Source organism: Thioalkalivibrio sp. ALJ4 (genome assembly GCF_000377225.1).
GTDB lineage: Bacteria > Pseudomonadota > Gammaproteobacteria > Ectothiorhodospirales > Ectothiorhodospiraceae > Thioalkalivibrio.
Genome location: NZ_KB897918.1, coordinates 251,291 through 265,317 on the forward strand (window position 1 = coordinate 251,291; position 14,027 = coordinate 265,317).

The following is a 14,027-nucleotide window of genomic DNA, read 5'->3' on the forward strand; positions in this document are numbered from 1 at the left end:
GGCAGCCGGCGAGTGCTGCGGTCGGCAGGGATGACCGATTTTTGAACTATTGCGAGGCCCTTCATGCAAGTTTCCGTTGAAGCCACCGGCAACCTGGAACGCAAGATGACCATCCAGGTCCCCCCCGAGCGCGTCGAGACCGAAGTCGACAACCGTCTGAAATCGCTGGCCAAGCGCGTCCGGCTCGACGGCTTTCGCCCGGGCAAGGTCCCGCTGAAGGTCGTGCGCCAGCGTTACGGCGCCGGGGTCTATCAGGAGGTGCTGAGCGAAGTCCTGCAGGAGAGTTACCGCGAGGCCGTGCAGCAGGAAGGGCTGGAGCCTGCGGGGAACCCGAGTATCGAGCCGCAGAGTGTGGAAAGCGGGCAGCCGATCGAGTTCGTTGCGAGCTTTCAGGTCTTTCCCGAGGTCGAGGTGGCCGATTTCTCCGATGCCGAGATCGAACGCCCGGTGGCCGAGATTGGCGACGAGGACATCGATCGCGTGATCGACTCCCTGCGCGAGCAGAACAAGGAATGGGCGGAGGTCAAGCGCAAGGCGAAGAAGGGCGATCGCATTACGCTGGACTTCGTCGGCAGCATCGATGGCGAGGAGTTCGAGGGTGGTAAGGCCGAAGACTTCCAGGTGGAAGTGGGTGCCGGCCGTCTGATCGAAGACTTCGAGAAGCAGCTCAAGGGCGTGAAGACCGGCGAAGAGCCGACCATCGACGTCACCTTCCCCGATGACTACCCGGCCGAGAACCTGAAGGGCAAGACCGCGCAGTTCGCCCTGACCATCAAGAAGGTCGAGGGGCCCAAGCTACCTGAGGTGGACGAAGAGTTCGCGAAGAAATTCGGCATCGAAGACGGCTCGGTCGAGAAACTTCGCGCCGACGTGCGGTCCAATATGGAGCGCGAGTTGAACCAGGCGCTGAAAGGCAAGGTCAAGAATCAGGTCATGGAGCTGATTATCGAGCGCCATGGGTTCGACCTGCCGGATGCCCTGGTGAAGTCCGAGATCAATCGCCTGCGCGAGGAGGCCGAGAAGCGCTTCGGTGGTGCCCAGCAGACCCAGCCGCTCCCCGACAGTCTGTTCGAGGAGGAGGCCAAGCGCCGCGTGCGCCTGGGTCTGTCCCTGCGCGCCATTATCGACCAGAAGGGGTTCGAGGTGGACGCGGAGCGGGTCGAGCGTGACCTGGAAGACATGGCGGCCACCTACGAGGACCCGGAAGAGGTCAAGCAGTACTACCGCTCCAACCCGCAGGCGAAGAGCAACCTGGAGTCGCTGGTGCTCGAGGACCAGGTGGTCGACTGGATCGTCGATCAGGCCAAGGTCACCGAGAAAAAGACCAGCTTCCAGGACGTCATGAATCCGAATAAGGAGTCGACTGAATGAGCCACGACATGGCCGGTCAGGGGGCGCAGCATGCCCAGGGACTGAATCTGGTCCCGATGGTGGTCGAGCAGACCGCCCGCGGCGAGCGCGCCTATGACATCTACTCCCGGTTGCTGAAGGACCGGGTCATCTTCTGTGTGGGTCCGGTCGAGGACTACATGGCCAACGTGATCGTGGCCCAGCTGCTGTTCCTCGAATCGGAAAACCCGGACAAGGAGATCAGCCTGTACATCAACTCCCCGGGCGGGGCCGTGACCGCGGGCATGGCGATCTACGACACCATGCAGTTCATCAAGCCCCAGGTGAGCACCCTGTGTGTCGGCCAGGCCGCGAGCATGGGCGCGGTGCTGTTGGCCGGTGGTGCCCCGGGCAAGCGTTACTCCCTGCCGCACTCGCGGGTCATGATCCACCAGCCGCTGGGCGGGTTCCAGGGGCAGGCATCGGATATCGACATCCACGCCCGCGAGATCCTGAAGATCCGCGAGGAGCTCAACCGCGTGCTGGCCCACCACACCGGGCAGACCGTGGAGCAGGTGGAGCAGGACACGGATCGTGACCGTTTCATGACCGCAGTGGAGGCTAAGGACTACGGCCTGGTGGACAACGTCCTCTCCAGCCGCGGCGCGCCGGACACCGGCGACAAGGAAGCCGGCAAGAAGGACAAGTCCTGATCGAAGCCAGGCTGGGTGCGAGCGGGATATACCGGACTCGCGCCCGGTCCGTTTGCAACGTGGCTGCAAACGGGGCATGTTCTGAGAAACCCTGATAGCGCAACCGAGGCATACGGATGAGCGACGACAAGACCCCCTCCGCCGACGGCAAGCTTCTGTACTGCTCTTTCTGCGGGAAGAGTCAGCACGAAGTGCGCAAGCTGATCGCGGGTCCCTCCGTGTTTATCTGCGACGAGTGTGTCGAGCTTTGCAACGACATCATTCGCGAGGAGATGCAGGAGGCGGGGCATACCGAGCGCGATTCGCTGCCCAAGCCGCGCGAGATCCGCGAGATCCTCGACGACTACGTGATCGGGCAGAACTCCGCGAAGAAGATCCTCTCGGTCGCGGTGTACAACCACTACAAGCGCCTCGAGGCCCGAGCCGGCAAGGACGACGTCGAGTTGTCCAAGTCCAACATCATGCTGATCGGCCCGACCGGTTCCGGCAAGACGCTGCTGGCCGAGACGCTGGCGCGGGTGCTCAACGTCCCGTTCACCATCGCCGACGCGACCACGCTGACCGAGGCCGGTTACGTGGGCGAGGACGTCGAGAACATCATCCAGAAGCTGCTGCAGAAGTGCGACTACGATGTGGAGAAGGCCGAAAACGGCATCGTCTACATCGACGAGATCGACAAGGTCTCGCGCAAATCGGACAATCCCTCGATCACCCGCGATGTCTCGGGCGAGGGTGTGCAGCAGGCCCTGCTGAAGCTGATCGAGGGCACCACGGCCTCCGTGCCGCCGCAGGGCGGGCGCAAGCATCCACAGCAGGAGTTCCTGCAGGTCGATACCCGCAACATCCTGTTCATCTGCGGCGGTGCCTTCTCCGGCCTGGAGAAAATCATCCAGCAGCGCGCGGAGAAGGGTGGTATCGGTTTCTCTGCCGAGGTCAGCTCCAAGGACGAGAGCAAGAGCGGCGGCCAGTGGCTGAAACAGCTGGAGGCCGACGACCTGGTGCGCTATGGCCTGATCCCCGAGTTCGTCGGTCGTCTGCCGGTGCAGGCGACGCTGGACGAACTGGACGAGGATGCGCTGATCACCATCCTGACCCAGCCGAAGAACGCGCTGGTCAAGCAATACGCCCGTCTGTTCGATATGGAAGGCGTGGAGCTCGAGTTCCGGGACGATGCCCTGGCCGCGATCGCCCACAAGGCGATGGAGCGCAAGACCGGCGCCCGGGGCCTGCGCACCATCATGGAGAACATCCTGCTCGACACCATGTACGAGCTGCCCTCGATGGAGGGCGTCAGCAAGGTGGTGATCGACGAAGCCGTGATCCGCGGAGACGCCGAGCCCTACCTCATCTACGAGAACGCATCGTTCTCCAAGCAGGCCGCTGCCGATTCCTGAAGCTTCGCGGTCATGCACAGGGGGCGGGCATGGGGCTGGCCCCGGCTTGAAAAACGGTCAGGGCGCCCCCATCTCTCCCGTACATTCGTCAAGCCCTGAGGGGGCCACATGACCGACCAACACTCCTCCCAGAACGAGGTGGATTCCCCCGTGAAGCGCGTCGCGGTCCTGCCGCTGCGCGATGTCGTGGTGTATCCGCACATGGTCATCCCGCTGTTTGTGGGTCGCGAGAAGTCGATCCGCGCGCTGGATTCCGCCATGGCCCAGAACAAGCAGGTCCTGCTGGTGGCGCAGAAGAGCGCCGAGGTGGACGAGCCCGAGGCCGGCGATCTGCACGAGATCGGTACCCTCGGCAACATCCTGCAATTGCTGCGCCTGCCCGATGGCACGATCAAGGTGCTGGTCGAGGGCGCCCAGCGCGCGCGCGTGATGGATGTCTCCACGACCGGCAATGCCGAGAAGGAAGAGGACTACTTCACCGCCGATATCCGCATGATCGAGGAGGAGTACGACACCGAGGAGAAGGAACTCGAGGTCCTCGGCCGCTCCGCGCTCAATCAGTTCGAGCAGTACATCAAGCTGAACAAGAAGGTCCCGCCGGAGATCCTGACCTCGCTGGCCGGGATCGACGACACCTCGCGTCTGGCTGACACCATTGCTGCGCACATGTCGCTGAAGCTCGAGGAGAAGCAGCAGGTCCTCGAGATCGCCAACGTGCGTGCGCGTCTGGAGCACCTGGTCGCCAAGATCGAGGGCGAGATGGACGTGCTGCAGATCGAGAAGAAGATCCGCGGCCGCGTGAAGCAGCAGATGGAGAAGTCCCAGCGCGAGTACTACCTGAATGAGCAGATGAAGGCCATTCAGAAGGAGCTGGGCGATCTCGAGGATGCGCCAAACGAACAGGAAGACCTGGCCGAGAAGATCGAGCAGGCCGGCATGCCGGCGGAGGCCAAGAAGAAGGCCACCGCCGAGCTGAACAAGCTGAAGATGATGTCGCCGATGTCGGCCGAGGCCACCGTCGTGCGCAGCTACATCGACTGGCTGGTCAATGTCCCGTGGAAGAAGAAGACCCGGGTCAGCAAGGACTTGGCCCGTGCCGAGAAGATCCTCAACGAGGACCACTACGGCCTGGAAGAGGTCAAGGAGCGCATCCTTGAATACCTCGCCGTGCAGTCGCGTGTGCGCAAGCTGAAGGGCCCGATCCTCTGCCTGGTCGGTCCCCCGGGGGTCGGCAAGACCTCGCTGGGCCAGTCCATCGCGCGCGCAACCAACCGCAAGTTCTCGCGCATGGCCCTTGGCGGTGTCCGTGACGAAGCCGAGATCCGCGGTCACCGCCGGACCTATATCGGCTCCCTCCCGGGCAAGATTGTCCAGAACCTGTCCAAGGTCGGGGTGCGCAACCCGCTGTTTTTGCTCGACGAGATCGACAAGATGGCGATGGATTTCCGCGGCGATCCGGCCTCGGCGATGCTCGAGGTCCTGGACCCGGAGCAGAACCATACCTTCAGCGACCACTACCTGGAGGTCGATTACGACCTCTCCGACGTGATGTTCGTGGCCACGGCCAATTCGATGAACATCCCCGGTCCGCTGCTGGATCGTATGGAGGTCATCCGCCTGTCCGGCTACACCGAGGACGAGAAGGTCAACATCGCCCATACCTACCTGGTACCGAAGCAGATCAAGACCAACGGCCTGAAGCCGGACGAGATCAATATCTCCGATGCCGCGGTGCGCGACGTCGTGCGCTACTACACCCGCGAGGCGGGTGTACGCGCCCTGGAGCGCGAGATCGCCAAGATCTGCCGCAAGGTGGTCAAGCAGCGTCTCCTGGCCAAGGGCAAGGAGCGTGACCGCACCACGTCGGTCACCCCGAAGACCCTGGACAAGTACCTGGGTGTGCGGCGCTTCCGCTTCGGCCTGGCCGAGGAGAACGATCAGATCGGCCAGGTGACTGGCCTGGCGTGGACCGAGGTCGGTGGCGAACTGTTGACCATCGAGGCGACGGTCGTCCCGGGCAAGGGCAAGACCCAGCAGACCGGCAAGCTCGGCGACGTGATGCAGGAGTCGATCCATGCGGCCCTGACCGTCGTGCGCTCGCGTGCCGAGTCCCTGGGGGTCGAGGAGAACTTTCACGAGAAGAAAGACCTGCACATCCATGTCCCCGAGGGCGCCACGCCCAAGGACGGCCCCTCGGCCGGTATCGCGATGTGCACGGCCATCGTCTCGGCGCTGACCGGCATCCCGGTACGTGCCGACGTGGCGATGACCGGCGAGATCACCCTGCGGGGTCAGGTGCTGCCGATCGGCGGGCTCAAGGAGAAGCTGCTGGCGGCCCATCGTGGCGGGATCCGCACGGTGCTGATCCCCGAGGAGAACGAAAAGGACCTGGTGGACATCCCGAAGAACATCAAGAACAAGCTCGATATCCGCCCGGTACGCTGGATCGACGAGGTGTTCGAGGTGGCGCTCACGCACCTGCCGGAGGCCAAGGGCGGCGAGACACCGGCCAAGGTCGAGGAGGCTGTGAAGCCGGCCAAGGAATCGGGCCGACGCCGGGTCCGGCACCACTAAGCAACGGATTTGCAATCAAAACCGCGGCTTCGGCCGCGGTTTTTTTGCGCCGTGGCGTACAGTGAACCGCAGGGGTTGTGTAACGCTTGTTTGACACTTTTTCGAGCCCCTTGATATAACCCCAATCGCATTATTTGATTCCCGGCTGGGCAAGCCCGCGACAGGATGGAGAACCCTCCCCGCGCTGGTGTAAGCTTGGCCTTCATCGGGCCGTAAGCCTGAGTCACCACTGAGATAAGGAAGCGCTTCATGAATAAATCCGAACTGATCGACGCGATCGCCGCAGAAGCCGATGTCCCGAAGGCCCAGGCCGGCCGCATGCTGGACGCCATGGTGACCGTGGTGGGCGATACTCTGGCCAAGGGCGACCAGGTCTCCCTGGTGGGCTTTGGCACCTTCCTCGTCCGCGAGCGCGAAGCCCGCACCGGCCGTAACCCGCGTACTGGCCAGTCCATCCAGATCGCTGCCTCCAAAACGCCTTCTTTCAAGGCTGGTAAAGCGCTCAAGGATCGCGTAAACTAGTGCGCTTTATCGGGTGCTTAGCTCAGTTGGTAGAGCGTCGCCCTTACAAGGCGAATGTCGGCGGTTCGAACCCGTCAGCACCCACCATGCAGCCTGACTGGCTGCATGAAGAAAATTTGGAGCGGTAGTTCAGTTGGTTAGAATACCGGCCTGTCACGCCGGGGGTCGCGGGTTCGAGTCCCGTCCGCTCCGCCATATCTGAGAAAGGCGCCTTCGGGCGCCTTTTTCTTTGCCTGTCGTACAGCCCAGGCCGCCCCCCCCAACCCGTTCGCGAGAAGCGACCCTTTGTCTTTTGGTGCACGGGAAAGAGGGGCTGCCGCGGCGCATACGGCCTGGCTTGAGCTCGGTACGCGGTCGGCGCTGGTTGCTGCGAGCGCACCTTGGGGCGCGCGCGAGAGGGAGCCGTAGCGCTCAGGTGTCGCTTGGGCGAGTTTCGTCGATGGGCGCTTGGGGATCGATCGGTGTGCCCGGGCCGTTCTCGCTCTCAGGGGAGGGGGTGGATTCTGGTGCGTAGGTCTCGCCCTCAAGGCTCTTGCGCATCGCTTCTTCGGCCTCCTGGTTGAGCACGATGATGGAGATGCGTCGGTTGATGGCCGCCTCCGGGTCGTCGCGGGTGAACGGTACGCTGTCGGCCAGGCCCACGACCCGCGCGACCTGTCCCGATTCGGCCCCGCCCGCAATCAGCGCACGGCGTGCGGCATTGGCGCGGTCGGTCGAAAGCTCCCAGTTGGAATAGTCCGGACGCAGCAAGGGGCGGGCATCGGTGTGGCCGGTGATCGAGATGCGATTCGGCACCTGGTTGATCAGGCTTGCGAGCTCGCGCAGGATCGCGTCGGCGTGCGGAAGAGGAGTGGAGCTGGCGGTGTCGAACATCGGGCGATTCTCGCGGTCGATGATCTGGATGCGCAGTCCCTCGGGAGTGATATCCAGCAGCAACTGGTCCTTGTAGGGCTCCAGGGCCTGGCTCTGGCCCAGGGCTTCCTCCAAGGCTTCCTGAAGTGCCTCCAGGGCCTCGCGGTCGCGGGCTTCGGCCAGCTCGTCCAACGCCTCTCCATCCAGCCCCATGGGTGCCTCCATGGCCTCGGGGTCCTGGATCAGCTCGGGCATGCCCTCGAAGTCGATCAGCGATGGATCGACCCCGGTCCCATCGCCCGGTGCCTGGCCGGGCGCGGCGGCCTCGCCGACGAATGCGGAAGGGTTCTGGAAGTACTCGGATATGCCGGCGCGTTGTTCGTCGTCCAGCGCCACGAGCAGCCATAACACCAGGAAGAAACCCATCATCGCGAGGGTGAAGTCGGCAAACGCGATCTTCCACGCGCCACCGTGGTGGCCGCCCTTGACCACCTTCTTTTTGACGATGATCGGCTGGGTCTTGTCCTCGACGCCCATGTGGCTGATCCGGAGGCGGTCAGGCCCCCTTCACGTGCTCCTCGAGCTCGGTAAAGCTCGGGCGCATGGCGCCTTCCATGGTCTTGCGGCCAAACTCGACGGCGACCTGCGGGCTGTAGCCCTGGACATTGGCCAGGATGCAGGCCTTGATGCACTGCAGGAACTTGGCTTCTTCCTGGGCGCGGGTCTCGAGCGCCGTCGAGGTCGGTCCGGCAAAGCCGTAAGCCAGCAGGATCCCGAGGAAGGAGCCGACCAGCGCGGCCGCCACGCTCGAGCCGATCTCCTCGATCGAGCCGTCGAGCCTGCCCATGGTCATTACGATCCCCAGCACCGCGGCGACGATCCCGAAGCCGGGCAGGGCCTCCGCCACGCGGTGCACGGCGTGGGCGGGCTTGTGCGATTCCTCGTGATGGGTCTCGAGGTCCAGATCCATCAGGGCATCGAGTTCATGCGGGTTCATGCTGCCGGAGATGATCAGGCGCATGTAATCGGTAATGAACTCCATCGCGTGGTGGTCCTGCAGGATCCGCGGGTGGGCCTGAAAGATCTCGCTGTTCTCCGGCTCCTCGATGTCATTCTCCACCCCCATCAGCCCTTCCTTGCGGGCCTTGGTGAAGAGCTTGTACATCAGTGCGAGCAGGTCGAGGTAGTCGTCCGACTTGTACTTGCTACCCTTCATCAGGCTGGGGATGGACTTGAAGACGGTGATGACGACTCGAGGCGGATTGGCGATCAGGAATGCGCCCAGCGCTGCACCCCCGATGATCCAGTATTCGTATGGCTGCCACATGACCCGAAGGTCGCCGCCATGAAAGTAGTACCCCCCGAAGACCGACGAGAATACGACGACGATGCCAAGAAAATACTTCACGAAACGGGAACCCCGAGCTGGTCGATGGGCGAAAGTGACGCCGGTCACGCTTTCGCTGTTGATATAGTGACGGCCATAACGATAACGACTCCCCCGCGCGAGGTACAGCATGGCCAAGGATGAGGGCGCGCCCTATAGCGACCAGGCACGTCGCCTGGCTGGACTCGACTGGCCGATTCTGGAAGCCAGTGCAGTCGCCTTTTCCCAGCCGGACGCGCTGGTGCAGCGCTCCTTGCGTGATTTGGGCCAGTGGGCGGAGCGCGACCCCGGCCTTGCACTGCGTCTGGTCCTGCGGGCGAACGGCTCGCGCCGCGGTATGCGCCAGGAGGTGCATTCGGTGCCCGACGCCATCGCCATGCTCGGTCTGCAGAACGTCTGCGATGAAGTCCGCACGGCCCCGCCGGTTGGTGAGGTCGTGCGTGAACCGCAGCGGTATCGGCAGGTGGCGGCCCAGTCGCGGCTGGCGGCGATGATCGCGGCCGACGTGGCCCAGCGTCGACGCGACTCCGAGCCGGCGGAAGTCGGTCTGGCCGCCCTGCTGAATCAGCTGGGCCTGCTCGGTCTCCTGGTGGCTGGTGAGCCACGCCTGGGCCGCCTGCTTGCCATGCTGGAGCTCAACGCCCTTCCCGACGAGGCCAGCTATACCGCGCTGGGCTACGCGACCGACGACCTGTCGCGTGCGATGACCGAGGCGATGGAGCTGCCCGAACTGGTCGTGGGGACTCAGCGCGCGGTCAACGCCGCGCATCCGCGCGCCTTTGAGGTCATGGTCGCCAGTGCGGTGGCCTGGCAGATCATGCGCGGGATGGACACGGTGCGGGGCGATCGCGATCTGCGCCTGTTGGCCGGCCTGACCGGAGTCAACGAGAAGGTCGTCGCGGACCGGCTGTCGGAGATCATCGATCGCTTCAATGAAGACGTCGACCTGTATCACATCGAGCCCCTGAATCCCGCGACACCCGGGTCGGTCTGGCTCGGCGCGCGCCACCGCACGCGGCTCGCGCTTTGCCCACGTGCGGATGTGCTGGAGGAGGGGCTGGCGCGACTACAACAGGACACCAACCGCGTGTCGCGGCTGCGGCGCATATTGCGCGTGATGCAGTTCGGGCTGGGACTGAACCGGGTGGTGTTCGCCCGGCTCGCGCGTGATGGCGAATCACTGCGAGCCGAGCACATGGTCGGGACCCTGCACGAGCCGGAATTTAGTCACTTCGTGATCCATCGTTCGGCCCTGGGCCCGCTGGAGGCCGTGCTGGAGGATGACATGCCGACCTGGTGGGGGCGCCACTACCCGGGCGTGGCGCTGCCGGAGGCGGTCCAGGCCCTGACAGGAGGGGTCGATGCCTTTTATGCGCCGGTGCGGGACCAGGGGCAGGTGGTCGGTCTGGTGTATGCCGATCGCCGCAGTCGCCAGCATGCCCTCGACGACCGCGCGTTCAAGGGTTTTTGCCGCGTGGTGCAGGCAGCCTCGAGCGCCGGTTAGTCTTTTCTCGCACACGATCAATTGGCCCGTGCCTCAAGCTACGACGGCCCTGGCCGTTATATCGGGTGGTGCATATATGGTCGCGCATGAAGGCGAGGCCATGTGTCTGCCACTTCGGCTCCACCCCGACACTGCAACAACAGGACATCGTCCCTTATGCGCAAGAACCTTCCCGTTACTCAGACCGAATATTCCCTGGAGGCCCACGGAGACCTGATCTCGGCCACCGACGAGAAGGGCCGGATTCGCTATGCCAATGACGATTTCGTGACGGTCAGCGGTTTCGGCTGTGAGGAGCTGGAGCATTCGCCGCACAACATCGTGCGCCACCCGGACATGCCGGAGGCCGCCTACGTGAACATGTGGGAGACCCTGAAGGCGGATCACCCGTGGATGGGTATCGTCAAGAACCGGCGCAAGGACGGTGACCACTACTGGGTGGATGCCTTTGTAACACCCGCCTACGAGCATGGTCGCAAGACCGGTTACGAGTCGGTGCGGGCCATCCCGGAGCGCGAGCATGTCGCCCGCGCGGAGCAGGTTTATGCCGCGCTCAACCGGGGCCGGAGTTTTGCGCGGCGCTGGTATCACGGCCTCACCTGGCGTCTTGCGGGGACGTGGATCGCGGGCTTTCTGCTGGCGCTGGCCGCTGTGTCCCTGGCACCCCCGCCACTGGTCCTGGCCGGCCTGCTGGCGCTGGTCTTCGTCGCCGGTGGGGTGGTGTCGCTGGCGTTGACCTCGGGTATCCGGCAGGCGGTTAACCGCGCCCGCGAACAGTTCGACAACCCCGTGATGGAGGCGATCTATACCGGGCGTCGCGACGACAGCGCGTCGCTGGAGCTAATCCAGCATTTCAACGAGGCGAAGCTGCGCACGGTGCTGGGCCGTATCGAGGACAAGGCCGATGCGGTGGCCGGTGACGCGCAGGCGATGGCCAGCAGCGTCGATCAGACGGCCTCGGGCGTGGAGCGCCAGCAAAACGAGATCGACCAGGTCGCCACTGCGATGAACGAGATGAGCTCGACTATCCAGGAGATGGCCGGCAATTCCGCGCGCGCGGCCGAGGCCGCGAACCACGCCGAGAAGGAGACCGGGGCCGGGCAGGAGGTCGTGAACGATACGGTTGCCGTGATCAACCGCATGGCAGCCGAGGTCGAATCCACTGCCGAGAAGCTGGGCAAACTGGAGGCGAGCACCGAGGAGATCGACAAGATCCTGGGCGTGATCCGCGAGATTGCCGAACAGACCAACCTGCTGGCGCTGAACGCCGCGATCGAGGCCGCGCGCGCGGGCGAGCACGGCCGTGGCTTTGCGGTGGTGGCCGACGAGGTGCGCTCATTGTCGCAGCGCACCGACGAGTCCACGGTGACCATTCGCAACATGATCGAGAGCCTGCAAAACGGTGCGCGCGAGGCGATGTCCGCCATGCGCGCCAGCCAGGAACAGGCGGCCGACGGGGTTGAAAAGGCCCGTGCGGCGGGGGATTCGTTGACTACCATCCGCGAGGCCGTCGCCCAGATCACCGAGATGAACACCCAGATCGCCACGGCGGTCGAGGAACAAAGCGCGGTCTCCGAGGAGATCAACCGCAACGTGACCTCCATCCGCGATGTCGCCAGCGAAACCGGTTCGGTCTCCGCACATGCGCGCGCCGCCAGCGCGCGCATGCTGGCCGAGGCCGCCGAGCTGAAAGCGCTGATCCAGCGGTTTGAACAAAAGACTGGCTAGAATTTTACTTTTCGGGGTTGCGCCATTGAATGTGCGCTACTACAATAACGGCCATCTTGGGTAGTAGAGGTATGTCAATGGACTGTTGTCGATGGATGCATGAACGTCGGGCCGGTGGCCGGTACGAGCGTGCATATCGTTGCCAGCGGGGTCCCTCCATCCGGTAATTCGGTGGTGTCTCCCCGGTGTCAGCGATATGCGTGATTCCGGGGGGTGGCAAGCCCTTTCCCCTCCCTGTCCGTTGCGACGGGCGCCTCCCCAGCCCTCACCCCGTGCTGCGCCAGCCCTTGTGCGCGGCGCACGACTCCATGCCGTTCGATAATATTCCGCCTCTGCCCGAATCGGGGGACGCTCTGCGTGTCTCCGGTGGAGCGGGGTGCGTATTGCTGTGCGCGTGTCCGTTTTCTCTTAACCAGCCAACCAACAGGAGGCTGCCATGCCAGCACCTGAAGACGACGACCCCGGGTCTAGGCCCGAAGTAACACTGCAGGGCAGTGGAAAAAGTAAAAGTGTGTTCGTCTTGCTGACGGGAGTTTTGTAAAAGACCGCCGCCAGCGGTCACGGGATTCTTTTGTCTTTTTGTAATGCCCTGCGTGCTTTGTATGACTCTTACACGTACGAGGAGCATTACTGATGAACGACATCATCCAGAAAATGATTGACGCGGGTGAGCTGGAACGCGCCCGTTCTGAGCTGATCCACCCAGCCCCGGCCATAACGGCCGAACGTCTCGCCGAACTGGAGCCGGCCGCGCGCTGGACCGTGCTGGAAGGCGTGGACCTCAACGAGCGTCGCGCCATCTTCCTGGCCATGGACGACGAAGAGCAGGCCATCCTGCTCGAACAGATGCCGGCCCCCGCAGCGCGTGAACTGGTCCAGCGTCTGCCGGCCTACACCCTGGCGCGTGCCCTGAATCTCGTTGGCAAAGGGCGTTCCGACGATTTCCTGAACGCCCTCCCGGGCGCCAAGCGTGACAAGGTCCGCACCCTGTGGCGTCAAGACGAGGACACGGTGGCCCGCTTCATGCGCCGCCCCGTGTTCTGGGTGACCCCGGAGGAGACCGTTGGCGAGGTTACCGCACGGCTGCGCGACAACTCCAAGATGCCCGAAGATGTTGGGGCGGCGCTGCTGATCACCGATCGCGACCAGCACTACCGCGGGCTCGTGCGCCTGGGCCGACTGTTCCGCGCCGAGCCGGAACAGCCGGTGGGTGAACTCCTCGAGATGGGGGACTTCTACACCACGCCGACCGGCGACAAGGTGGAGGCCGCCCGGCTGCTGCAGCGGACGGACCTGCCCTGGCTGCCCGTGGTGGATGCGGACGGCCTGCTGGTGGGCGTGTTGCGCATCGATGATGCGATGGACGTGCTTGAGGAAGACACCTCGGAAGACTTCTACAAGAAGGCGGGCATTGGGGATCTGCTGCATCACAAGGATGTCGTTCGATCCGAAAAGCTGACCTCCGGTGGGATTGGCTATGCGGTCAAGGTGCGCATGGCCTTCCTGATGGTGACGCTGGCCGGGGGTCTGGCCGTAGGCGGGGTGATCGACTTCTTCGAGGACACCCTGGCGGCGGTGGTTGCGCTGGCCATCTTTATCCCGCTGGTGATGGACATGGGCGGCAACGTCGGCACGCAGTCGACCACGATCTTCGCCCGCGGGCTTGCCCTGGGGCATATCAACCTGGGCCGATTTTTCCGTGGCCACATGGTGCGTGAGGCCGGTGTGGGTCTGGCCATGGGGGTCATCATGGCCGTGCTGGCCGGGACGATTGCCTATTTCTGGCAGGGTGCGCCGAACGACATCCCGCAACTGGGCGTCGTGGTCGGTGTTGCGCTGTTCATCTCCGTGTTCACCGCCTCCCTCCTTGGGTTCCTGTTGCCGTGGGTGCTGCTGAAGGTTGGTGTGGACCATGCGCCTGGTGCAGACCCGTTCATCACCACCATAAAGGATTTTACCGGCCTGGCCGTGTACTTCGGGATGGCTGCCTGGCTGCTGAGCTCGCATATGCCGGCCTGAACGAC

General features: G+C 63.9%; 10 protein-coding genes and 2 tRNA genes. 10 read left to right on the forward strand and 2 right to left on the reverse strand.

Translation table 11 applies throughout. The features are described 5' to 3' along the window. The first annotated feature begins 63 nt into the window (after positions 1-63). From tig to C936_RS0107420, 7 genes are all read left to right on the forward strand, one after another. The gene (tig, locus tag C936_RS0107390; protein WP_018174653.1) at positions 64-1,371 is read left to right on the forward strand and encodes a trigger factor; all 1,308 of its coding nucleotides are present in this window, start codon (positions 64-66) and stop codon (positions 1,369-1,371) included. Next, positions 1,368-2,042, forward strand: coding sequence for an ATP-dependent Clp endopeptidase proteolytic subunit ClpP (gene clpP, locus C936_RS0107395; RefSeq protein WP_018138786.1), 675 nt, complete (start codon positions 1,368-1,370; stop codon positions 2,040-2,042). The genes tig and clpP overlap by 4 nt, the downstream gene beginning before the upstream one ends. Positions 2,043-2,158: 116 nt before the next feature. Next, positions 2,159-3,436: an ATP-dependent Clp protease ATP-binding subunit ClpX gene (gene clpX, locus C936_RS0107400; RefSeq protein ID WP_018138785.1), complete on the forward strand. Its 1,278-nt coding sequence runs from the start codon at positions 2,159-2,161 to the stop codon at positions 3,434-3,436. A 108-nt stretch (positions 3,437-3,544) separates the two neighbouring features. After that, the gene (gene lon / locus C936_RS0107405) at positions 3,545-6,010 is read left to right on the forward strand and encodes an endopeptidase La (RefSeq protein ID WP_018138784.1); all 2,466 of its coding nucleotides are present in this window, start codon (positions 3,545-3,547) and stop codon (positions 6,008-6,010) included. A gap of 249 nt (positions 6,011-6,259) precedes the next feature. Next, positions 6,260-6,532: an HU family DNA-binding protein gene (locus tag C936_RS0107410; protein WP_012981989.1), complete on the forward strand. Its 273-nt coding sequence runs from the start codon at positions 6,260-6,262 to the stop codon at positions 6,530-6,532. Between the two features lie 11 nt (positions 6,533-6,543). Further along, positions 6,544-6,619 (forward strand) — tRNA-Val (locus C936_RS0107415). A 31-nt stretch (positions 6,620-6,650) separates the two neighbouring features. Further along, positions 6,651-6,727 (forward strand) — tRNA-Asp (locus tag C936_RS0107420). 216 nt (positions 6,728-6,943) lie between these two features. Here the strand turns inward: C936_RS0107420 and motB are convergent. Together motB and motA are read right to left on the reverse strand one after the other, a co-directional pair. Next, the gene (gene motB / locus C936_RS0107425) at positions 6,944-7,921 is read right to left on the reverse strand and encodes a flagellar motor protein MotB (RefSeq protein WP_018174654.1); all 978 of its coding nucleotides are present in this window, start codon (positions 7,919-7,921) and stop codon (positions 6,944-6,946) included. Positions 7,922-7,940: 19 nt separating this feature from the next. Further along, the gene (motA, locus tag C936_RS0107430; protein WP_018138782.1) at positions 7,941-8,792 is read right to left on the reverse strand and encodes a flagellar motor stator protein MotA; all 852 of its coding nucleotides are present in this window, start codon (positions 8,790-8,792) and stop codon (positions 7,941-7,943) included. 109 nt (positions 8,793-8,901) lie between these two features. Here motA and C936_RS0107435 point away from each other — a divergent pair, with 109 nt between their 5' ends. The 3 genes from C936_RS0107435 to mgtE all read left to right on the forward strand — a co-directional run bounded on the left by C936_RS0107435 (position 8,902) and on the right by mgtE (position 14,022). Continuing rightward, positions 8,902-10,275, forward strand: a complete 1,374-nt coding sequence (locus C936_RS0107435; protein ID WP_018174655.1) for an HDOD domain-containing protein — start codon at positions 8,902-8,904, stop codon at positions 10,273-10,275. Positions 10,276-10,431: 156 nt separating this feature from the next. Next, the gene (locus C936_RS0107440) at positions 10,432-12,003 is read left to right on the forward strand and encodes a PAS domain-containing methyl-accepting chemotaxis protein (RefSeq protein WP_018174656.1); all 1,572 of its coding nucleotides are present in this window, start codon (positions 10,432-10,434) and stop codon (positions 12,001-12,003) included. Positions 12,004-12,636: 633 nt separating this feature from the next. Continuing rightward, positions 12,637-14,022 carry a magnesium transporter gene (gene mgtE, locus C936_RS0107445; RefSeq protein WP_018174657.1) on the forward strand — a complete coding sequence of 462 codons (1,386 nt, stop codon included), beginning with the start codon at positions 12,637-12,639 and terminating at the stop codon, positions 14,020-14,022. The last annotated feature ends 5 nt before the right edge of the window (positions 14,023-14,027 follow it).

What these genes read in the sequence shown, in the direction of transcription:
- lon (WP_018138784.1), top strand. Translation starts at nt 3,545, where the DNA reads ATGACCGACCAACACTCCTCCCAGAACGAGGTGGATTCCCCCGTGAAG.
- C936_RS0107435 (WP_018174655.1), top strand. Translation starts at nt 8,902, where the DNA reads ATGGCCAAGGATGAGGGCGCGCCCTATAGCGACCAGGCACGTCGCCTG.
- clpX (WP_018138785.1), top strand. Translation starts at nt 2,159, where the DNA reads ATGAGCGACGACAAGACCCCCTCCGCCGACGGCAAGCTTCTGTACTGC.
- mgtE (WP_018174657.1), top strand. Translation starts at nt 12,637, where the DNA reads ATGAACGACATCATCCAGAAAATGATTGACGCGGGTGAGCTGGAACGC.
- C936_RS0107410 (WP_012981989.1), top strand. Translation starts at nt 6,260, where the DNA reads ATGAATAAATCCGAACTGATCGACGCGATCGCCGCAGAAGCCGATGTC.
- C936_RS0107440 (WP_018174656.1), top strand. Translation starts at nt 10,432, where the DNA reads ATGCGCAAGAACCTTCCCGTTACTCAGACCGAATATTCCCTGGAGGCC.
- motB (WP_018174654.1), bottom strand. Translation starts at nt 7,921, where the DNA reads ATGGGCGTCGAGGACAAGACCCAGCCGATCATCGTCAAAAAGAAGGTG.
- clpP (WP_018138786.1), top strand. Translation starts at nt 1,368, where the DNA reads ATGAGCCACGACATGGCCGGTCAGGGGGCGCAGCATGCCCAGGGACTG.
- tig (WP_018174653.1), top strand. Translation starts at nt 64, where the DNA reads ATGCAAGTTTCCGTTGAAGCCACCGGCAACCTGGAACGCAAGATGACC.